This is a genomic window from Paracoccus chinensis (assembly GCF_900102885.1).
Classification (GTDB): domain Bacteria; phylum Pseudomonadota; class Alphaproteobacteria; order Rhodobacterales; family Rhodobacteraceae; genus Paracoccus; species Paracoccus chinensis.
Window position 1 is genome coordinate 229,572 of record NZ_FNGE01000002.1, and the last position, 19,558, is coordinate 249,129.

Below are 19,558 nucleotides of genomic sequence, written 5' to 3' on the forward strand. Positions count from 1 at the left end.
GAATGGATGCCGACATCATCATCGTGGGCTCGGGGATCGGCGGGGCGACGGCGGCAGCGGCGCTGGCCCCTTCGGGGCGGCGCATCCTGATCCTTGAGCGCGGCGAACGGCTGGCCGACGCGCCCCATTGCCGCGACCCGCAGGCGATCTTCCGCGACGGCCGCTTCCGCCCCGAGGAAAGCTGGCTCGACGGCGAGGGCCGGCCCTTCAACCCCGGCAACTATTACTACGTCGGCGGCAACTCCAAGTTCTACGGCGCGGTGCTGATCCGCTATCGGGCCGAGGACTTCGGCCCCATCCGCCACATGGGCGGGACCACGCCCGGCTGGCCGCTGGGCTACGCGGACTACGAGCCCTGGTACGCCCGCGCCGAGGCCATGTTCCAGGTGCGCGGGACCGAGGACGACCCGACCGACCCGCCGCGTTCGACCCCATTCCCGCATCCGCCCGTGTCCGACGAGCCCGAGATCGCGGACCTGCGCGCGCGCCTGCGCCGGATCGGGCTGCATCCCTCGCATCTGCCGCTGGGGGTGGATCTCGACCGCTGGTTGGAACGTGCCAAGACGCCATGGGACGCCTTTCCTGACACGACCGGCGCCAAGATGGACGCCGAGTCCGTCGGCATCGCGCAGGCGCTGGCGCATCCGAACGTCACGCTGCTGACCGGCGCGCGGGTGGCCGCGCTGGAAACCCAAGGCAACCGCGTCACCGCTCTGCGGCTGCAGGACGGGCGGCGGCTGACCTCCGCAACGGTGGTGCTGGCGGCGGGTGCGGTGAACACGGCGGCGCTGCTGCTGTCCTCGGGCTCCGAGGCGCACCCGAGGGGACTTGCCAACCGCTCGGACCAGGTCGGGCGGAACTTCATGAACCACAATGCCTCGGCCGTGCTGGCGGTGCATCCCTGGCGCAGGAACCGCTCGGTCTACCAGAAGACGCTGATGATCAACGACTACTACCTGACCGGCGGCCCGAACGGAGAGCCCTTGGGCAACGTGCAGATGCTGGGCCGCGTGTCGGGGCCGATCCTCGCCGCGACCTCGGGCCTGCCCCGGCGCGCGGCGCACTGGATCGCGGACCACGCGCTGGACCTTTACGCCATGTCCGAGGACCTGCCCTCGCCCGACAGCCGGGTGACGGTGGAAAACGGCCGCATCCGCCTGGACTGGCGGCGGTCCAACTGGGAGGCGCATCTGGCGCTGGTCGCCCGGCTCAAGCGCGACCTGCGGCGGGCGGGCTATCCGCTGGTCCTGTCGCGGGCCTTCGACCGGCGCACGCCCTCGCACCAATGCGGCACGGCGCGGATAGGGCTGGACCCGGCTGCAAGCGTGGTGGACCCCTGGGGGCGGGCGCATGACCACCCGAACCTGTTCATTGCGGATGCGAGCGTCCTGCCGACCTCGGCCGCCGTGAACCCCGCCCTGACCGTCGCGGCCCATGCGCTGCGGGTTGCCCACCGCATCAGCGAGGGGGCAGGGGCATGAGCCGCATCACCCTGATCACCGGCGGCCAGCAGGGCATCGGCCTCGGCATTGCCACCGCGCTGGCGGGCGCGGGCTGGACCGTGGCGCTGGCGGCCGAGCGGCCCGAGGACGATCCTGCCGTCACCGAAGCGCTGGGTGCCCTGCCGGGGGCACGCTACTTCCGCCACGACCTGACCGACATTGCTGCCGCCCCGGGGCTGGTCGAGCGGGTCGAGGCCGCGTTGGGTCCGATCACCACCTTCGTGTCGAATGCGGGCGTCCCGGCGCTGTCGCGCGGCGACATGCTGGAGATGTCTGCGGACAGCTTCGACCTCGTCATGGGCGTGAACCTGCGCGGCGGCTTCTTCCTGGCGCAGGCCGTGGCGCGGCGGATGGTGGACACGCCTGCGCCGAATTATCGCGCGATGATCTTCGTGACCTCGGTCAGCGCCGAGCTCGTCTCGGTCGAGCGTGCCGAGTACTGCCTGTCGAAGGCCGCGGCCTCGATGATGACCCGGCTCTACGCGGCGCGGCTCGCCCCCGAAGGCATCGGCGTCTTCGAACTGCGCCCCGGCATCATCCGCACCGCCATGACCGAAGGGGTCGCCGCGAAATACGACGCCCGCATCGCCGAGGGCCTTGTCCCCGCAGGCCGCTGGGGCGTGCCCGCCGACATAGGCGCGGCCGTCCTGCCCCTGGCGGAGGGCGCGATGGCCTTCTCGACCGGCGCCGTCATCCCCGTTGATGGCGGCCTGTCGCTGCACCGTTTGTGAAGGGACGAGGATGCCCGAAGGCTTTGACTACATCATCGTCGGCGGCGGCAGCGCGGGCTGCGTGCTGGCCAACCGCCTGACCGAGAACCCCGACGCCCGCGTGCTGCTGGTTGAGGCCGGAGGCCGCCCGCGCCACCCTTTCTACGCCATGCCCGCCGGTTTCGCGAAGATGACCAGGGGCATCGGCAGCTGGGGCTGGCACACGGTCCCGCAGCGCCACATGGGCGGCATGGTGATCCGCTACACCCAGGCGCGCGTCCTCGGCGGCGGCTCCAGCATCAACGCGCAGATCTACACGCGCGGCAATGCGCTGGACTATGACGAATGGCGCCAGCTCGGCTGCGAGGGCTGGGCCGACGAGGACGTGCTGCCGTATTTCCGCAAGTCCGAGGACAACGACAGCTTCCACGACCGCTATCACGGCCAGGGCGGCCCCTTGGGCGTCTCGAAGCCCGCCGCCCCCCTGCCGATCTGCGAGGCCTATTTCCGCGCGGCGGGCGAGCTTGGGATTCCCTTCAACCCCGACATGACGGGCGCCACGCAGGACGGCGTGGGCTATTACCAGCTGACTCAGCGGAAGGCGCGGCGTTCCTCGACCGCCGTGGCCTTCCTCGACCCCGCGCGGCGCAGGCCGAACCTGACGGTGCGCTCGGGCGCGCAGGTGCTGCGGATCGTGGTGGAAAGCGGCCGCGCCACGGGGATCGAGCTTGCGGGCAAGGCCGGGCCGGAACGGATCACGGCGGAAACCGAGGTGATCCTGTCGGCAGGCGCCATCGGCTCGCCGCGCCTGCTGATGCTGTCGGGGATCGGACCCGCCGAACACCTGCGCGAGGTCGGCGTTCCCGTGCTGCTGGATCAGCCCGGCGTGGGCGCGGACCTGCAGGACCACGTGGACCTGTTCGTGATCGCCGAATGCACCGGCCGGCATACCTACGACCGCTACGCGAAGCCGCATCTGTCGGCGCTGGCAGGGCTGCAATACCTGCTGACGCGCAAGGGGCCGGTGGCCTCCAGCCTGTTTGAAACCGGCGGCTTCTGGTACGCCGATCCCCATGCGCGCTCGCCCGACATCCAGTTGCACCTGGGGCTCGGCTCGGGGATCGAGGCGGGGGTGGCGGCGATGCCGGACGGGGGCGTCACGCTGAACTCGGCCTACCTGCGCCCGCGCTCGCGCGGGACGGTGCGGCTGGCCTCGGCCGATCCGGGGGCCGCGCCGCTGATCGATCCGAACTACTGGGCCGATCCGCATGACTGCGAGATGTCGATCCGAGGCCTGAAGCTCGCGCAGGAGATCATGCGGCAGGAGGCGCTGAAGCCCCTTGTCCGGCGCGAGGTGCTGCCCGGCCCCGAGGTCGTCACCGACGAGGACTATTTCCGCTACGCCTGCCGCAACGCCAAGACCGACCACCACCCGGCGGGCACCTGCCGCATGGGCTCGGACCCGGCGGCGGTGGTGGACCCGCGGCTGCGGCTGAACGGAATCGAGCGGCTGCGCGTCGTGGACGCCTCGATCATGCCGCGGCTGGTTTCGTCGAACACCAACGCGCCCACGATCATGATCGCGGAAAAGGCCGCCGACATGATCCGCGCCGACCGGGGGACAAGCCCATGATCACCATCACCCTGCCGACCGCCGAGGGGCGGCTTGAAGCCCATACCCTGACCGGCGCGCCGCTGGAACCGCGCGCACCCCGCGTCTCCCTGACCCGCACGGCCTTCGCCGCCGCCCATGTCGTCAGCGATCCCCTGCGCGAACGCGATCCCTGGGGCGGCCGCCCGGCGGTGGATTGGGACGCCACGCTGCGCTTCCGCCACTGGCTGTGGGACCAGGGGCTGGGGCTGGCCGAGGCGATGGACACCGCCCAGCGCGGCATGGGCGTGGACTGGCCCACCGCGCGCGAGCTGATCGACCGCACCATGCGCGAGGCCAAGGCCCATCCCCTGAAGCCCCGCGTCGCCTGCGGCGCCGGGACCGACGGCGTGCCCCCGGCCGAACTGACCAGCGAGGGCGCCATCATCGCCGCCTATGAGGCGCAGATGGAGGCGATCGAGGCTGCCGGCGGGCAGGTGATCCTGATGGCCACCCGCGCGCTGCCCAGCCTTGGCGCGGGGCCGGATGCCTATGCCCGCGTCTATGGCCGCTTGCTGGGGCAGGCCCGCGACAAGGTGATCCTGCATTGGCTCGGACCCATGTTCGACCCGGCGCTGGCGGGCTACTGGGGCGCCGGCGATCTGGCGCAGGCGACCGAGCTTGTCCTGCGCATCATCGGAGAAAACGCCGCCAAGGTGGACGGCATCAAGATCTCGCTGCTGGACCAGGCGCATGAGGAAGCCTTCCGCGCCCGCCTGCCGGACGGCGTGCGGCTTTATACCGGCGACGACTTCAACTATGCCCCGCTGATCGAGGGGGACGGCCAGCGCCATTCCCATGCGCTTCTGGGCATCTTCGCCGCCATCGCCCCCGCCGCCTCGCAGGCGGTGGAGGCCTTGGCGCAGGGCGATACCGCCACCTACCGCGCGCTCCTGGACCCGACCGTGCCCCTGTCGCGCGAGATCTTCCGGGCGCCCACGCAGTTCTACAAGGCGGGGGTCGCCTTTCTTGCCTGGCTGAACGGGGCGCAGGATCACTTCGCCATGCCGGGGGGCCTTCAGTCCGCGCGCTCCATCGGCCATTATGCCGAGGTGTTCCGCCTGGCCGACCAGGCCCGCCTGCTGGCCCGGCCCGATCTGGCCGTGCGGCGGATGGGCCACCTGCTGGCGGTGAACGGCATCGGAACCTGAGGCCCCATGCGCCGACCCACCATCAACGACGTGGCCCGCGCGGCGGGCCTGTCCAAGTCCACCGTCTCGCTGGTGCTCAAGAACAGCCCGCTGGTGCGCGAGGAAACCGCCCGCGACGTGCGCGCGGTGATGGCGCGGCTGGGCTATGTCTACAACCGCGCGGCCGCGGGCCTGCGGTCCAGTTCCGGCGGGCTGATCGGGCTGATCATCAACGACCTCAGGAACCCCTTCTTCACGGAATTCGCGGCCTCGTTCCAGATGGCCGTGGCCCAGCATGACTATGCCGTGGTGATCGCCAACTCGGACGAGGACGCGGGCGCGCAGGCCCGCATCGCGCGATCGATGATAGAACATGGCGTGGCCGCGCTGGTGATCTCGCCCGCCTTCGGCGAGGGCGGGGGGATCTTTGATCAGTTGTCGCGCGCGGCTGTGCCGACGTTGCAGGTGCTGCGGCAGGCGGACCCGCGAATGGACCTCTTTCCCTTTGCCAGCTTCGACTACACCGACGGCGGGCGGCAGGCGACGCGCCACCTGCTGGACCAGGGCGCGCGCCGCATCGCCTTCGTGGGCGGCCTTGACGGGCGCCCCATCACCGCCGAGCGCCGGTCCGGCTATCTTGAGGTGCTGGAAGCGCGGGGGATCGAGCCCCTGGTGATCGGGGGCGCGAGTTCGCGCGGCTGGGGGCTGAACGTCGCCGCGCCGCGCATCGTGGCCGACCCTTCCATTGACGCCGTGCTGGCCTTCAACGACCTGGTGATGCTGGGCCTGATGGCGGGGCTTGCGCGGGCGGGGCGGATGCCCGGCCGCGACATCCGGCTGGTCGGCTTCGACGACATCGAGGAATGCGCGCAGGTCTGGCCTGACCTCAGTTCCGTCAGCTGCGATATCGCCAAGTTCGGCCGCGACGTGGCCGCAACCCTTCTGGACTGGCTGCGCGAGGGCCGCCATCCTCCGCCCGAACGCCGCGAAGGGGTGACCCTTGTCCCCCGCCGGTCCAGCCTTGGAGTAACCGCATGACCCCACCCCAGCTTCTGCGCGCCATGTTCGACCGGGCCGTCGCCGTGGCCGACCCCATGGAAAGCCTCGGGGGCTTCCTGCCCGAGCGTCCGGCGGGCCGCGTCCTCGTGATCGGCGCGGGCAAGGCCAGCGCGCGCATGGCCGAGGCGGTCGAGGCCGCCTGGGGGCCCTGCGAGGGGCTGGTGATCACCCGCTACGGCTATGCCCGGCCCACGCAGGGCATCGAGATCATCGAGGCCGCCCATCCCGTCCCCGACCAGGCGGGGGTGGACGCCACGCGCCGCATGCTGGCGCTGCTGGAAGGCCTGGGTGAGGGTGACTTCGTCCTGGCGCTGATCTCGGGCGGGGCCTCGGCGCTGCTTTGCGCGCCTGCGGGCGAGGTGACGCTGGAGGAAAAGCAGGCGGTGAACCGCGCGCTGCTGGCAAGCGGCGCGCCCATCGGGCAGATGAACGTGCTGCGCAAGCACCTCAGCCGGGTCAAGGGCGGCCAGCTTGCCGCCGCCGCATACCCTGCGCGGATGCTGGCGCTGATGGTGTCGGACGTGCCGGGGGACGACCCGGCGCTGATCGGCTCGGGGCCGACGGTCGGGGACCGCTCGACGGCCGAGGAGGCCCGCGCAATCCTGGACCGCTGGGGGATCGAAGCGCCGCCCTCGGTCCGCGCGGTGCTGGAAGGCCCGACCGGCGTGCGCCCGCCCGAGGACCCGGCGCTGTCGCGGGTCGAGAACGTGGTCTATGCCGCGCCCTCGCGCTCGCTCGAGGCGGCAGCGGAGCTGGCACGGGCGCAGGGCTATGCGGTGGAGACCTTGGGCGATGCGCTTGAAGGCGAGGCCCGGGACGTCGCGGCTGCCCATGCCGCGCTGGCGCTTGCCGCCAAGGGGCCGCGCGTGATCCTGTCGGGGGGCGAGCTGACCGTCACCCGGCGCGGCGACGGCACCGGCGGGCCGAACGCCGAATATGCGCTGGCGCTGGCCCTGGCGCTGAAGGGCGCGCCAGGCATCCATGCCATCGCCTGCGACACCGACGGCGTGGACGGCGCGGCCGAGGTCGCGGGCGCGCTGGTCGGCCCCGAGACGCTGGCCCGCGCGGCTGCGGCGGGCACCCATGCAGGGGCCGCGCTGGACAGCAACGACGCCCATGGCTTCTTCGGCCGCATCGGCGGGCAGGTCGTGACCGGCCCGACGCTGACCAACGTCAACGACTTCCGCGCCATCCTGATCGAAGCCCCCTGAGGTGCCCCGATGAACGACGACGCCCTTGGCCCCGACACCGACCAGCCTTGGATCAGTGATCCCGGCCACCGCGACTGGCTGGCGACCGATGCGCTGCGGCAGCTGGATTTCTTCCGCGCGAGCCTGCGCGGCGACGGTGGCTTCGACGTGCTGGACCGCGCGGGCCGCCCGCTTCCCGGCCCGCAGGAGCTGCACACGACGACCCGTCTGGTCCATTCCTTCGCGCTGGCCCATGCCGCCGGCGCGCCGGGCTGCGAGGACATCATCGACGCGGGCCTGGGCTTCCTGTGGCGCAGGCACCGCGACCCCCAGCACGGCGGCTATGCCTGGGCAGTCGCGCCCGAGGGCTTCGCCGACGACACCAAGCTGGCTTACGGCCATGTCTTCGTCCTTCTGGCGGCGGCAAGCGCCCGGCAGGTCGGCCATCCGGACGCCGAACGCCTGCTGGGTGACGTGGCCGAGGTGCTGGACCTCCGCTTCTGGGACAAGGGCGCGGGGCTTCTTTCCGACGAATACCGCCGCGACTGGACGCCCTTTTCCACTTATCGCGGCATGAACGCCAACATGCATGGCGCCGAGGCGATGCTGGCCGCCCATGAGGCCACGGGCGAGCGCCAGTGGCTCGACCGCGCAGGCCGCATCCTTGAATTCTTCGCAGGCCGCATCGCGCCCGAACACGGCTGGCGCCTGCCCGAGCATTACACCAAAGGCTGGCAGGTGGACGCGGCCTATTCCGGCACCCCGATGTTCCGTCCGCCCGGCAGTACGCCCGGCCATTCATTCGAACTCGGCCGACTGGTGCTGCAGCACTGGGACCTGTCGGGGCGCGGCGACGACGCCCCCGACCGCGCCCGGCAACTGGTGGAACGCGCCTTTGCCGACGCCTGGCGCCGGGACGGCGGCTTCATCTACACGCTGGGCACCGACGGCCGCCCCGCGATCCGCGACCGCTACTGGTGGCCGGTGACCGAGGCCATCGGCGCCTTCGCCAGCCTGCTCAAGCTGGAAGCCGCGCCGGAAGACGAGGAGCGCTACCGCGACTGCTGGCGTTTCGCCGCGCGCCATTTCATCGACGCCCGTCACGGCGGCTGGCTGCCCGAGATCGGCGAGGAGGGCCGTCCGGTAGAACGCCAGTTCCGCGGCAAGCCCGACATCTACCACGCGCTCCAGGCGGACCTGATCCCGCTGGTGCCGGGCCTGTCGGGGCTGATGCGCGAACTGGCCGAAACCCGTCCGCTGCGCCGTTAACCATTTGGCAAGACTCGCCCGCTAGGCCTTGGCGCAGGGGCTGGCGGGGAAGGACATGGTCGCGATCGCCTATACCGTGGCCTTCGACGGGATCGAGGCGCGGCTGGTCGAGGTGCAGGCGGCGGTCTCGCCCGGCCTGCCGTCCTTCACCATCGTGGGCCTGCCTGACAAGGCGGTCAGCGAGGCGCGCGAACGCATTCGCGCGGCTTTCGGCGCCATGTCGGTCGCGATGCCGAACAAGCGCGTGACGGTGAATCTGTCGCCCGCCGACCTGCCCAAGGAGGGCTCGCATTTCGACCTGCCCATCGCGCTGGCGGTGCTGGCGGTGCTGGAGGTGCTGCCGGCGGATGAACTTGAGGGCGTGGTGTCGCTGGGCGAACTGGCGCTGGACGGGCGGCTGGTTTCGGTCGCGGGCGCGCTGCCCGCTGCCATGGCTGCGGCCGAGGAGGGGCGGGTGCTGATCTGCCCGCCCGCCTGCGGGGCCGAGGCCGCCTGGGTGGGCGCGGTGCCCGTGATCGCGCCGCAGGGGCTGCGGCAGGCTGTCGATCACCTGACGGGCCGCGCGCCGGTCGCGCCTTCCGCGCCGGGGCAGGTCGTCAGGACGCCGCGCTTGGCCGACATGGCCGACGTCCGGGGGCAGGAACGCGCCAAGCGCGCGCTGGAGATCGCGGCGGCCGGGCGGCATCACCTGCTGATGGTGGGCCCGCCCGGCTCGGGCAAGTCGATGCTGGCCGCGCGCCTGCCGGGGCTGATGCCGGAGCTGACCCCGGCCGAGGCGCTGGAAACCTCGATGATCCAGTCACTGGCGGGGATGCTGACGGATGGCGGCATCTCGCGCGAGGCGCCGTTCCGCGACCCCCACCACACGGCGTCCATGGCCGCCATCGTGGGCGGCGGCCGAGGGGCGAAACCCGGAGAGATCAGCCTCGCTCACAACGGCGTGCTGTTCATGGACGAGTTGCCCGAGTTTCCCCGTCCCGTTCTGGAAACCCTGCGCCAGCCGCTGGAAACGGGCGAGGTCGTGGTCGCGCGGGCGAATGCCCATGTGCGCTATCCCTGCCGCTTCCTGCTGATCGCGGCGGCGAACCCCTGCCGCTGCGGGCACCTGGCGGACGCGGCGCGGGCCTGCGCGCGGGCGCCGCAATGCGGGGCGGACTACATGGGCAAGCTGTCGGGGCCACTGATGGACCGCTTCGACCTGCGCATCGAGGTGCCCGCCGTCGCGATTGGCGACCTCGAGGCGCGGCCGGGCGGCGAGGCCTCGGGAACCATCGCGGGCCGGATCGCTGTGGCGCGTGACCGGCAGACCCGCCGCTTTGCCGATCATCCCGGGCTGCGGGTGAACGCGGATGCTTCGGGCCCGGTGCTGGACGAGATCGCCGCGCCGGACAGCGAGGGCCGTACCCTGATCACCCGCGCCGCCGAGCGGCTGGGCCTCAGCGCGCGAGGCTACCACCGCATCCTGCGCACGGCACGCACCATCGCCGACCTCGACCACAGCGAGACGGTCCGTGCGCCGCATATCGCCGAGGCCATCGGCTACCGCCTGCCTTTCGCAGCGGGGGTGTGAGGCAAGCCCGTTCTTCTTTGTGAAAATATCCCGGGGTCCGGGGCAGCGCCCCGGTCCGGCAGTTCCGCAAGGCAGGCGCATCCCCGAAGAGACTGAAATCCAGCCCGGCACCGCCTGCCTCGAGGCCCCATGGATTCCGCAGGAGGGCCTGCCTTCCTTGCCCCATGCGCCCCGGTCTTCTAAGTCTCCTCGCATCCGCCAGCGAAGTCAGGGAAAAGAGCCGATGATGCAGGAAAAGCGCGTTCTGCTGATCGTGGGGGGCGGGATCGCCGCCTTCAAGATCCCCGAACTGGTCCGGCTGCTGAAGGGCGCGGGCATTGGCGTCACCACCGTCCTGACCGAAGGCGGCGCGCAGTTCGTCACGCCCCTGATGCTGTCGGCCCTGTCGGGCGAGGCCTGCCACACCGCACTATGGGACCTGACACGCGAGGCCGAGATGGGCCATATCCAGCTGTCGCGCGCGGCCGACCTGGTGGTGGTGGCGCCCGCGACTGCCGACCTGATGGCGAAGATGGCGGGGGGGCACGCGGACGACCTCGCCTCGACCCTGCTGATGGCGACCGACAAGCGGGTGCTGGTCGCGCCCGCCATGAACGTGCGGATGTGGGAACATCCCGCCACCCGCCGCAACCGCGCCACGCTGGAAGGCGACGGCATCCTGTTCGTCGGCCCCGATGCGGGCGAGATGGCCTGCGGCGAATGGGGCGAAGGTCGCATGGCCGAGCCGGAAGCGATCCTCGACGCCATCCGCGACGCGCTGGAGGACGAGGGAGAGCGCCCGCTGCGGCTGACCGACGCCATCCTGCGCCTGCCGCCCGAGGCGGTCGTCCTGCCGGGCGTGGCAGCAGGGCCGCTGGCCGGGCGGCATGTGATCGTCACCTCGGGGCCGACGCATGAGCCGATCGACCCCGTGCGCTACATCGCCAACCGCTCCTCGGGCGCTCAGGGGACGGCCGTGGCGGCGGGGCTGCGCGACCTCGGCGCGCGGGTGACCTTCGTGACCGGCCCCGCGACGGTTCCGCCGCCCCCGGGCGTGCAGGTCGTGCGCGTGGAAACCGCGGCCGAGATGCGCGCGGCAGTGGAGCGGGCGCTGCCCGCCGATGCGGCGGTGATGGCGGCGGCCGTGGCGGACTGGCGCGTGACCAGCGCGTCCGACCGCAAGATCAAGAAGGACGGCTCGGGCCGCCCGCCGGCGCTGGAAATGGCCGAGAACCCCGACATCCTTGCCTGGATCAGCCGGGCCGAGGCGCGTCCGCCCCTGGTCGTGGGCTTTGCCGCCGAAACCGACGACGTGCTGGCCAATGCCACCACCAAGCGCCTGCGCAAGGGCTGCGACTGGATCGTGGCGAATGACGTCAGCCCCGCGACCGGCGTCATGGGCGGGACCGAGAACAGCGTCATCCTTGTCACCGACAGGGGCGCCGAGCCCTGGCCGCAGCTGCCCAAGGACGAGGTCGGCCGCCGCCTGGCCGCGCGCATCGCCGACCACCTGGGCCACGAGGCGGGCCGACCATGAGCCGCGTCTACCTCGACTGGAACGCCACCGCGCCGCTGCGCCTTGAGGCGCGGGCGGCCATGGCCGAGGCCTTCGACGTGATCGGCAACCCCTCCAGCGTCCATGCCGAGGGGCGCGCGGCCAAGATGCTGCTGGAACGGTCGCGCGAGGAGATCGCCGAGGCGCTGGGCGCATCCCGCGCCGACATCGTCTTCACCTCGGGTTCCACCGAGGCCGCCGCGCTGGCGCTGGAGGGGCAGGGGCTTGCCTGCGCGGGCGTGGAGCATGACTGCGTGCGCGCTTGGTGCGAGGAAACGCTGGCCGCCGATGTCCAGGGCCGCGTCACGGTTCCCGATCCTGCCCACGCCACGCTGCAGATGGCCAACAGCGAGACGGGCGTGATCCAGGACCTGCCCCAAGGGCTCGCGGTCAGCGACATGACACAGGGTTTCGGGAAGATCCCGCTGGCCTTCGACTGGATGGGTGTGCGTGCGGGCTTCGTCAGCGCCCACAAGCTGGGCGGGCCGCGCGGCATCGGCGCGCTGATCCTTGCGGAGGGCGAGGACCGCCCGGCACGTCTGCGCGGCGGCGGGCAGGAACAAGGCCGCCGGGCGGGGACCGAGAACCTCGCCGCCATTGCAGGCTTTGCCGCCGCGGCCAGGGCTGCCCAAAGTGACCTTGCGGCTGGAATCGCGGAAAGACTCGCGGAAATGCGAGATCATCTGCTGCGGAGACTGGAAGATCATGACGGAAACACTATGTTTCCAGGGCGCGAATCCCGACGCCTGCCGCAGACGCTGTCCATCCTGACTCCGGGGTGGAAGGGCGAGACGCAGGTGATGCAGATGGACCTGGCCGGCTTTGCCGTTTCCGCCGGGTCCGCCTGCTCTTCCGGCAAGGTCCGGTCAAGCGGGGTGCTGCGCGCGATGGGCGTGGCCGAGCAGGATGCCGGCTGCGCGCTGCGCGTCTCGTTCGGGGGAACGACGACGCCCGAGGAATTGGACCGCTTTGCCGAGGCGTGGCTTTCCGCCCGCGCCCGGTGGCAGAGCAAGAAGGGAAGGTAACCGATGGCCGTTCTGGACGCGCCCGAGATCGAAGTCCGCGAAGGCGTCGACCGTGAGACGGTCGAGACCGTCGCCAACATGGGGTCCTACAAATACGGGTGGGACACCGAGATCGAGATGGAGTACGCCCCCAAGGGCATCAACGAGGACATCGTCCGGCTGATCAGCCAGAAGAACGACGAGCCCGAGTGGATGACCGAATGGCGCCTGTCGGCCTTCCGCCGCTGGCAGGGCATGACCGAGCCGCGCTGGGCGATGCTGAACTATCCCCACATCGACTATCAGGACCAGTATTACTACGCGCGTCCGAAAAGCATGGCCGTCAAGCCCAAGTCGCTGGACGAGGTCGATCCCGCCCTGCTGGCGACCTATGAGAAGCTGGGCATCCCGCTGAAGGAACAGGCGATCCTGGCTGGGGTCGAGGGCGCCGACGCCTCGCCCATCCAAGGGCGCGAGGACGCGCGCCGGGTGGCCGTGGACGCCGTTTTCGACTCGGTCAGCGTGGGAACGACCTTCAAGGATGAGCTCGCCAAGGCGGGCGTGATCTTCTGCTCGATCTCGGAAGCGATCCGCGAGCATCCCGAGCTTGTGAAGAAATACCTCGGCTCGGTTGTGCCGCCCTCGGACAACTTCTTCGCGACGCTGAACTCGGCGGTCTTCTCGGACGGGTCCTTTGTCTACATCCCGCCGGGCGTCCGCTGCCCGATGGAGCTGTCCACCTATTTCCGCATCAACGCCGAGAACACCGGCCAGTTCGAGCGCACGCTGATCATCGCCGACAAGGGCAGCCACGTCAGCTATCTGGAAGGCTGCACCGCGCCCAAGCGCGACACCGCCCAGCTGCACGCCGCGGTGGTGGAAATCGTCGTGCTGGAAGACGCCGAGGTGAAATACTCGACCGTCCAGAACTGGTTCCCCGGCGACGAGGAAGGGAAGGGCGGCATCTACAACTTCGTCACCAAGCGTGCCGACTGCCGCGAGGCCCGCGCCAAGGTGATGTGGACGCAGGTGGAAACCGGCTCGGCCATCACTTGGAAATACCCGTCCTGCATCCTGCGGGGCGAGGAAAGCCAGGGCGAGTTCTACTCGATCGCCATCGCCAACAACGCCCAGCAGGCCGACACCGGGACCAAGATGATCCATCTTGGCAAGAACACCCGCTCGCGCATCGTGTCCAAGGGCATCTCGGCGGGCCGGGCGCAGAACACCTATCGCGGTCTGGTGACGATGCACCCGCGCGCCACCAACAGCCGCAACTACACCCAATGCGACAGCCTTCTGATCGGCGATCAGTGCGGGGCGCATACTGTGCCCTATATCGAGGTCAAGAACACCTCGTCGCGCGTGGAACACGAGGCCACCACCTCCAAGGTGGACGAGGACCAGCTGTTCTACTGCCGCGCCCGCGGCATGGACGAGGAAGAGGCCGTGGCCCTGGTCGTCAACGGCTTCTGCCGCGAGGTGCTGCAGGCCCTGCCGATGGAATTCGCGATGGAGGCGCAGAGCCTGGTCGCGATCAGCCTGGAAGGTTCGGTGGGCTGACATGCGATCCGGGGCGGGCGGGATGCCTGCCCCGGACGTCCGCCGAACGAAGATTATCACGCGAAGCCTGCCCCGGGCCACATGCGCCGCAGGCCTCCGCCGCCGCAAAAAGGAATGAACATGCTGGAAATCAAGAACCTTCACGTGCAGCTCGAGGAAGAAGGGAAGCAGATCCTCAAGGGCGTCACGCTGACCGTCCCGGCGGGCGAGGTTCATGCGATCATGGGCCCGAACGGCTCGGGCAAGTCCACGACCTCCTATGTGCTGTCGGGCCGCGAGGGCTATGAGGTCACCGACGGCTCCGCCACGCTGGACGGCCGCGACCTGCTGGAGATGGAGCCCGAGGAACGCGCCGCCGCCGGCCTGTTCCTGGCCTTCCAGTACCCGGTGGAAATCCCCGGCGTCGGCAACATGACCTTCCTGCGCACGGCCGTGAACGCCCAGCGCAAGGCGCGCGGCGAGGAGGAGCTGTCCTCGGGCGACTTCCTCAAGCTGGTGCGCGAGAAGGCCAAGGCGCTGGACATCGACGCCGAGATGCTGAAGCGCCCGGTGAACGTCGGCTTCTCGGGCGGCGAGAAGAAGCGCAACGAGATCCTGCAGATGGCCATGCTGGAACCCCGCATGTGCATCCTGGACGAGACGGACTCGGGCCTCGACGTGGACGCGATGCGTCTGGTCGCCGAGGGCGTGAACGCGCTGCGTTCGCCCGAGCGCAGCTTCCTCGTGATCACCCACTATCAGCGCCTGCTGGACCACATCGTGCCGGACGTCGTTCACATCATGCATGACGGCCGCATCGTGAAGTCGGGCGGCCCCGAGCTGGCGCTGGAAGTCGAGCGCAACGGCTACGGGGACATCCTTGCCGAGGCCGCCGATGCTTGAAGCCGTCAAGACCCAGCAGACCCCCGTCATCGAGGGCGCCCCGCGCTCGGCCCCGGCCGATGTGCAGCTTGACGCCCGCCTTGCCGCTGCGCCCGCGCCCATGACGGGCGCCACCGCGCCCGCGCGTGCTGATGCCCTGGCGCGGCTGAAGGAGCAGGGCCTGCCCGGCCCGCGCCACGAATACTGGCGCTATACCGACCCGGCGCCCTTCAACGCCGCCCGGCCCGAGCCGGTCGCGCTGGAGACCGTCGCGGGCGACCCGAAGCTGTTTGCCAGTGTGGACAAGCTGCGGCTGGTCTTCGTGGACGGCCGCTTCGACGCCGCCGCTTCGGATGACCCGGCGCTGGCCGGGGTGGAGATCACCACGCTGGCCCAGGCCGACGCGCAGCCCGGCCACTGGGTGGCCGAGGCCTATGGCGTGCTGGAGGCCCAGGGGCAGAAGCCCGTGCGCCGTCCCTTCGCCGTGCTGAACACGGCCGTTGCCACCGACGGCCTAGTGATCCGCGTCACCGGCAAGGCGGACCGTCCGGTGCAGATCCTGTATCGTCCCTCGGACGCCGGTGCCGACGTGATCGTCCACCACGTCCTGCGGCTCGAGGAAGGGGCCGAGCTGACGCTGCTGGAAAACGGCCTGCTCGGCGCGCGTGGCAACGTGGTGATCGAGGCCGACCTCGCGCCCGGCGCCAAGCTGCACCACATCGCCGCGCCTCGCGCGGGCGTGGCGCGCATCGCGACGACCCACCTGTTCGCCCGTGTGGCCGAGGGCGCCTCGCTGAAAAGCTTCGAGCTGTCGGTCGATGGCCGGCACATGCGGTCGGAATCGGTGATCGAACTTGCCGGCGACGACGCCGTGGCCCATGTCGCGGCCGCCGTTCTGGGCGATGGCGGCAACCTGCGCCATGACGACACCGTCTTCATCACCCACGGCGGTCTGCGCGGCGAAAGCCGTCAGGTCTTCAAGAAGGTGCTGAAGAACGGCGCGACCGGCGTCTTCCAGGGCAAGATCCTCGTGCGTCCCGGCGCGCAGAAGACCGACGGCTACCAGATCAGCCAGGCGCTGCTGCTGGATGAGGACAGCCAGTTCCTCGCCAAGCCCGAGCTGGAGATCTACGCCGACGACGTGAAGTGCAGTCACGGCTCGACCACGGGCGCGCTGGATGAAACCGCGCTGTTCTACCTGCGCTCGCGCGGGGTGCCGCGGGAACGGGCGATCGTGCTCTTGGTCCTCAGCTTCCTCGCGGACGCGCTGGAAGAGGTCGAGGACGAGGACCTGCGGGCCGAGATCTCGGGCCGCCTGGAAGACTGGCTGACCGCCAAGGCCCAGGGCTGAGGCATGGCGCTGATCCCGCGCATCCTGCAGACCTGGCGCGCGCCCGGTGCGGCGGTGCGCGGGATGGCGAGCCTGTCCGAAGCGGGGCTGCTGGCGCTGCTTCTGGGCACGATGGCGGTCTATTTCGTGGCCCAGTGGCCCGCGCACGCGCGCGCGGCGGCACTGGACCCCTCGGTGCCGCTGGACGCGCGCCTGGGGGGCGCGCTGCTGGCGACGCTGTTCATGATGCCGCTGATCGTGATGGCGGTGGCCGCCGTCGCGCAACTGGTCGCCCGCGCCTTCGGGCTGCGGCTGGACGGCCGCGCCTCGCGCCTGGCGCTGGTCTGGGCCCTGGCGGCGGTCGCGCCGGTCATGCTGCTGCAGGGGCTGACGATGGGCTTTGTGGGGCCGGGCCCGGCTGTCGCGGCCGTGAACCTGCTGGCGGGCGGCGCGTTTCTGGTGTTCTGGATCTCGGGACTTCGCGCCCTGAGCCAGCAAAGGCAGCCCGCATGATCGAACTGATGAGGATGACCCTCCGCGACCCTCTCGGGGGGTTCCGGGTCCTGAAGGCAAAGCCGTGGCAGCCGGGCGACCGCTGGGCGCTGATCTTCGCCACCGCCGCCTGCTCGGCCATCCTGTCCTGGCTGTCGGGGGCCCTTCTGGCCGCGCCGGGGGAGGGGCCGGGGGTGCTGGGGTTCCTCTCGGCCTCGCCCATCTCGATGGCCTCGGTGCAGGTCGTCTCGGCCGCCTTTGGCGCCTATCTGCTGGCCGAGGTGGGCCGCATTTTCGGCGGCACCGGGCGCTTTTCCGACGCGCTGCTGGCCGTGGGCTGGGTCGAGGCCATCATGGTCGCGCTGCAGACCCTGCAGCTTGTCGTCACGCTGGTCCTGCCGCCCTTCGGCGCGCTTCTGGGCATTGCGGCCCTGCTGCTGGCTGCCTATCTGATGGTGGCCCTGACGATGGCCGTCCACGGCTTTCGCAACGCCCTTCTGGTGGTTCTGGGGATCCTGGGCACGATCATGCTGACCAGCTTCCTCTTGTCCATCCTCGCCGCCACCCTCGGCTTCCTGCCCGGAGCGCCCGCATGAGTTTCGACGTTTCCCGCGTCCGTGCCGATTTCCCGATCCTGTCGCGGCAGGTGAACGGCCGGCCGCTGGTCTATCTGGACAGCGGCGCCAGCGCCCAGAAGCCGCAGGTGGTGATCGACGCGATCTCGGCGGCCTATGCGGGCGAATATGCCAACGTGCACCGGGGCCTTCATTTCCTGTCGAACCTGGCGACCGACAACTACGAACGCGTCCGCGCCACCATCGCGCGCTTCCTCAATGCCCCGCGCGAGGACGAGGTGATCTTCACCAGCGGCTCGACCGAGGGCATCAACCTCGTCAGCTATGGCTGGGCCGCCCCGCGCCTGCAGCCGGGCGACGAGATCGTCCTGTCCCTGCTGGAACACCACGCCAACATTGTCCCCTGGCATTTCCTGCGCGAACGGCAGGGCGTCGTGCTGCGCTGGGTCGAGCCCGAGCCCGACGGCAGCCTGCCGCCCGAAAAGGTGCTGGCGGCGGTCGGTCCCCGGACCCGGCTGATCGCGATCACCCACATGTCCAACGTCACCGGCACGGTGGTGGACGTGGGCGCCATTGCGCGCGGCACCGATGTGCCGGTGCTGGTCGACGGCAGCCAGTCGGCGGTCCACATGCCCGTGGACGTGGGCGCGCTCGGCTGCGACTTCTACGTGATCACCGGCCACAAGCTTTACGGGCCCTCGGGGTCGGGCGCGATCTGGATCAGGGCCGAGCGGCAGGCCGAGATGCGCCCCTTCCTCGGCGGCGGCGACATGATCCGCGAGGTCACGCGGGACGCCGTGACCTACGCCGACCCGCCGCTGCGCTTCGAGGCGGGCACCCCCGGCATCGTCAACCAGATCGGCCTGGGTGCCGCGCTCGACTACATGATGTCGCTCGGCATGGAGAACATCGCCGCGCATGAGGCCTCGTTGCGCGACTATGCGATGGAGCGGCTGGGTGGGCTGAACTGGCTGCAGATCCAGGGGACGGCGCCGGGCAAGGGCGCGATCTTCTCGATGACGATGGAAGGGGCGCATGCCCATGACATCTCGACGATCCTCGACCAGCGCGGCATCGCCGTGCGGGCGGGGACGCATTGCGCCATGCCCCTGATGCAGCATTACGGCATCCCCGCCTCGGCCCGCGCGAGCTTTGCCATGTACAACACCCGCGAGGACGTGGACGCCCTTGTCTCGGGGCTCGAGTTCTGCCGCGAGCTTTTCGCCTGACCGCAACGGTTTCTTAAGCCTGCGCTGCTATCCCGGGCCCGTGAAGGGCAAGGGGGGGGCGCAGATGCGGCTGATGGGGCTTCTGGCGCTGCTGCTCTGGCTGCCGCTGACGCCCATGGCACAGGCCGCTACTGACCCGGCCGACCAGCCCGCGGCCGTCTGCGAATGGGCGGCCATGACGGCGGCGGCCGAAATGGGCGTGCCGCCCGACATCCTGGGCGCGCTGACCCTGACCGAAACCGGCCGCCGCCGCGGCGGCGTCGTCCGCCCTTGGGCCTGGAGCGTGAATGCCGAGGGCGCGGGCAGCTGGTTCGACGACCCGGCCGAGGCGCTGGCCTTTGCGCAGGACCGCATCGACCAGGGCCGGCCGAACATGGACATCGGCTGTTTCCAGTTGAACTACCGCTGGCATGGCGAGAACTTTCCTTCCGTGGTCGAGATGTTCGATCCGCTGGAAAACGCCCGCTACGCCGCCCGCTTCGTCCGCGACCTTTATGCCGAGACGGGCGACTGGCGCCGCGCGGCCGGAGCCTTCCATTCCCGCACGGCGGTTCATGCGAACAGGTATCTCGCGCGCTTTGACGACCTGCGCGCGACCTTCCGAAAACGTGGCTTCGAAGGGATGACCGGCACGCCCGAGACCTACAACGACTTCGCCTTGGCGGCCCCCGTTGCGCCCGAGAAGGTGGCCCGTGCCCGTCAGAGGCTGACCCTGCTGGGCGCGCCCTTGGGGTCGGAAAGGACGGGCTCGCCCGGCTCGCTGGCGGTGGTGGCGCCGGGGCGGGGGGCGCTGATCGGCCTCAGCCGCGGGGCGCTGATCGGCCCGCGCGAGGCGCTGGCCGACGCGGTCGAGCCCCCGCCCGATCCTGCCCCGTCCGAGGCGCTGTAG

Annotated in this window: 17 protein-coding genes; all 17 read left to right on the top strand. The window is 70.6% G+C overall.

What is annotated here, in order from left to right; all coding sequences use genetic code 11:
• The first annotated feature begins 2 nt into the window (after positions 1-2).
• The 17 genes from BLQ03_RS03050 to BLQ03_RS03130 all read left to right on the top strand — a co-directional run bounded on the left by BLQ03_RS03050 (position 3) and on the right by BLQ03_RS03130 (position 19,558).
• Complete coding sequence (locus BLQ03_RS03050; RefSeq protein ID WP_090752597.1) at positions 3-1,481, top strand: FAD-dependent oxidoreductase; 1,479 nt, start codon at positions 3-5, stop codon at positions 1,479-1,481.
• Positions 1,478-2,233 (top strand): 3-ketoacyl-ACP reductase, encoded by a 756-nt coding sequence (locus BLQ03_RS03055; protein ID WP_090752599.1) that lies wholly within the window; start codon positions 1,478-1,480, stop codon positions 2,231-2,233. Before BLQ03_RS03050 ends, BLQ03_RS03055 begins: the two co-directional genes overlap by 4 nt.
• Positions 2,234-2,243: 10 nt before the next feature.
• Complete coding sequence (locus BLQ03_RS03060; RefSeq protein ID WP_090752601.1) at positions 2,244-3,845, top strand: GMC family oxidoreductase; 1,602 nt, start codon at positions 2,244-2,246, stop codon at positions 3,843-3,845.
• On the top strand, positions 3,842-5,014 hold the full coding sequence (locus tag BLQ03_RS03065; protein WP_090752604.1) for a dihydrodipicolinate synthase family protein: 1,173 nt from the start codon (positions 3,842-3,844) through the stop codon (positions 5,012-5,014). Before BLQ03_RS03060 ends, BLQ03_RS03065 begins: the two co-directional genes overlap by 4 nt.
• 6 nt (positions 5,015-5,020) lie before the next feature.
• Positions 5,021-6,031, top strand: coding sequence for a LacI family DNA-binding transcriptional regulator (locus BLQ03_RS03070; RefSeq protein WP_090752607.1), 1,011 nt, complete (start codon positions 5,021-5,023; stop codon positions 6,029-6,031).
• The gene (locus BLQ03_RS03075; RefSeq protein ID WP_090752610.1) at positions 6,028-7,263 is read left to right on the top strand and encodes a glycerate kinase type-2 family protein; all 1,236 of its coding nucleotides are present in this window, start codon (positions 6,028-6,030) and stop codon (positions 7,261-7,263) included. Before BLQ03_RS03070 ends, BLQ03_RS03075 begins: the two co-directional genes overlap by 4 nt.
• Before the next feature lie 9 nt (positions 7,264-7,272).
• Positions 7,273-8,511, top strand: coding sequence for an AGE family epimerase/isomerase (locus BLQ03_RS03080; RefSeq protein ID WP_090752612.1), 1,239 nt, complete (start codon positions 7,273-7,275; stop codon positions 8,509-8,511).
• Positions 8,512-8,566: 55 nt separating this feature from the next.
• Positions 8,567-10,081, top strand: a complete 1,515-nt coding sequence (locus tag BLQ03_RS03085) for a YifB family Mg chelatase-like AAA ATPase (RefSeq protein ID WP_090753031.1) — start codon at positions 8,567-8,569, stop codon at positions 10,079-10,081.
• A 223-nt stretch (positions 10,082-10,304) separates the two neighbouring features.
• Positions 10,305-11,597, top strand: a complete 1,293-nt coding sequence (locus BLQ03_RS03090) for a bifunctional phosphopantothenoylcysteine decarboxylase/phosphopantothenate synthase (RefSeq protein WP_090752615.1) — start codon at positions 10,305-10,307, stop codon at positions 11,595-11,597.
• Positions 11,594-12,640 (top strand): cysteine desulfurase family protein, encoded by a 1,047-nt coding sequence (locus BLQ03_RS03095; RefSeq protein WP_090752618.1) that lies wholly within the window; start codon positions 11,594-11,596, stop codon positions 12,638-12,640. Before BLQ03_RS03090 ends, BLQ03_RS03095 begins: the two co-directional genes overlap by 4 nt.
• A 3-nt stretch (positions 12,641-12,643) precedes the next feature.
• Entirely contained in the window at positions 12,644-14,182 is a 1,539-nt protein-coding gene (gene sufB / locus BLQ03_RS03100) for a Fe-S cluster assembly protein SufB (RefSeq protein ID WP_090752620.1), read from the top strand.
• Between the two features lie 120 nt (positions 14,183-14,302).
• Positions 14,303-15,064 (top strand): Fe-S cluster assembly ATPase SufC, encoded by a 762-nt coding sequence (gene sufC / locus BLQ03_RS03105; RefSeq protein WP_090753033.1) that lies wholly within the window; start codon positions 14,303-14,305, stop codon positions 15,062-15,064.
• Positions 15,057-16,394 carry a SufB/SufD family protein gene (locus BLQ03_RS03110; RefSeq protein WP_090752623.1) on the top strand — a complete coding sequence of 446 codons (1,338 nt, stop codon included), beginning with the start codon at positions 15,057-15,059 and terminating at the stop codon, positions 16,392-16,394. The genes sufC and BLQ03_RS03110 overlap by 8 nt, the downstream gene beginning before the upstream one ends.
• Positions 16,395-16,397: 3 nt before the next feature.
• Positions 16,398-16,886 (top strand): hypothetical protein, encoded by a 489-nt coding sequence (locus BLQ03_RS03115; RefSeq protein ID WP_090752626.1) that lies wholly within the window; start codon positions 16,398-16,400, stop codon positions 16,884-16,886.
• Positions 16,883-17,461, top strand: a complete 579-nt coding sequence (locus BLQ03_RS03120; protein WP_090752629.1) for a YIP1 family protein — start codon at positions 16,883-16,885, stop codon at positions 17,459-17,461. The genes BLQ03_RS03115 and BLQ03_RS03120 overlap by 4 nt, the downstream gene beginning before the upstream one ends.
• Positions 17,458-18,669, top strand: a complete 1,212-nt coding sequence (locus BLQ03_RS03125) for a cysteine desulfurase (RefSeq protein ID WP_090752632.1) — start codon at positions 17,458-17,460, stop codon at positions 18,667-18,669. The genes BLQ03_RS03120 and BLQ03_RS03125 overlap by 4 nt, the downstream gene beginning before the upstream one ends.
• Positions 18,670-18,733: 64 nt before the next feature.
• The gene (locus BLQ03_RS03130; RefSeq protein ID WP_217629643.1) at positions 18,734-19,558 is read left to right on the top strand and encodes a lysozyme family protein; all 825 of its coding nucleotides are present in this window, start codon (positions 18,734-18,736) and stop codon (positions 19,556-19,558) included.

Bases quoted from the DNA above. Each gene is read 5' to 3' on its own strand.
- BLQ03_RS03050 (WP_090752597.1), top strand. From the start codon at position 3: ATGGATGCCGACATCATCATCGTGGGCTCGGGGATCGGCGGGGCGACG.
- BLQ03_RS03055 (WP_090752599.1), top strand. From the start codon at position 1,478: ATGAGCCGCATCACCCTGATCACCGGCGGCCAGCAGGGCATCGGCCTC.
- BLQ03_RS03060 (WP_090752601.1), top strand. From the start codon at position 2,244: ATGCCCGAAGGCTTTGACTACATCATCGTCGGCGGCGGCAGCGCGGGC.
- BLQ03_RS03065 (WP_090752604.1), top strand. From the start codon at position 3,842: ATGATCACCATCACCCTGCCGACCGCCGAGGGGCGGCTTGAAGCCCAT.
- BLQ03_RS03070 (WP_090752607.1), top strand. From the start codon at position 5,021: ATGCGCCGACCCACCATCAACGACGTGGCCCGCGCGGCGGGCCTGTCC.
- BLQ03_RS03075 (WP_090752610.1), top strand. From the start codon at position 6,028: ATGACCCCACCCCAGCTTCTGCGCGCCATGTTCGACCGGGCCGTCGCC.
- BLQ03_RS03080 (WP_090752612.1), top strand. From the start codon at position 7,273: ATGAACGACGACGCCCTTGGCCCCGACACCGACCAGCCTTGGATCAGT.
- BLQ03_RS03085 (WP_090753031.1), top strand. From the start codon at position 8,567: ATGGTCGCGATCGCCTATACCGTGGCCTTCGACGGGATCGAGGCGCGG.
- BLQ03_RS03090 (WP_090752615.1), top strand. From the start codon at position 10,305: ATGATGCAGGAAAAGCGCGTTCTGCTGATCGTGGGGGGCGGGATCGCC.
- BLQ03_RS03095 (WP_090752618.1), top strand. From the start codon at position 11,594: ATGAGCCGCGTCTACCTCGACTGGAACGCCACCGCGCCGCTGCGCCTT.
- sufB (WP_090752620.1), top strand. From the start codon at position 12,644: ATGGCCGTTCTGGACGCGCCCGAGATCGAAGTCCGCGAAGGCGTCGAC.
- sufC (WP_090753033.1), top strand. From the start codon at position 14,303: ATGCTGGAAATCAAGAACCTTCACGTGCAGCTCGAGGAAGAAGGGAAG.
- BLQ03_RS03110 (WP_090752623.1), top strand. From the start codon at position 15,057: ATGCTTGAAGCCGTCAAGACCCAGCAGACCCCCGTCATCGAGGGCGCC.
- BLQ03_RS03115 (WP_090752626.1), top strand. From the start codon at position 16,398: ATGGCGCTGATCCCGCGCATCCTGCAGACCTGGCGCGCGCCCGGTGCG.
- BLQ03_RS03120 (WP_090752629.1), top strand. From the start codon at position 16,883: ATGATCGAACTGATGAGGATGACCCTCCGCGACCCTCTCGGGGGGTTC.
- BLQ03_RS03125 (WP_090752632.1), top strand. From the start codon at position 17,458: ATGAGTTTCGACGTTTCCCGCGTCCGTGCCGATTTCCCGATCCTGTCG.
- BLQ03_RS03130 (WP_217629643.1), top strand. From the start codon at position 18,734: ATGCGGCTGATGGGGCTTCTGGCGCTGCTGCTCTGGCTGCCGCTGACG.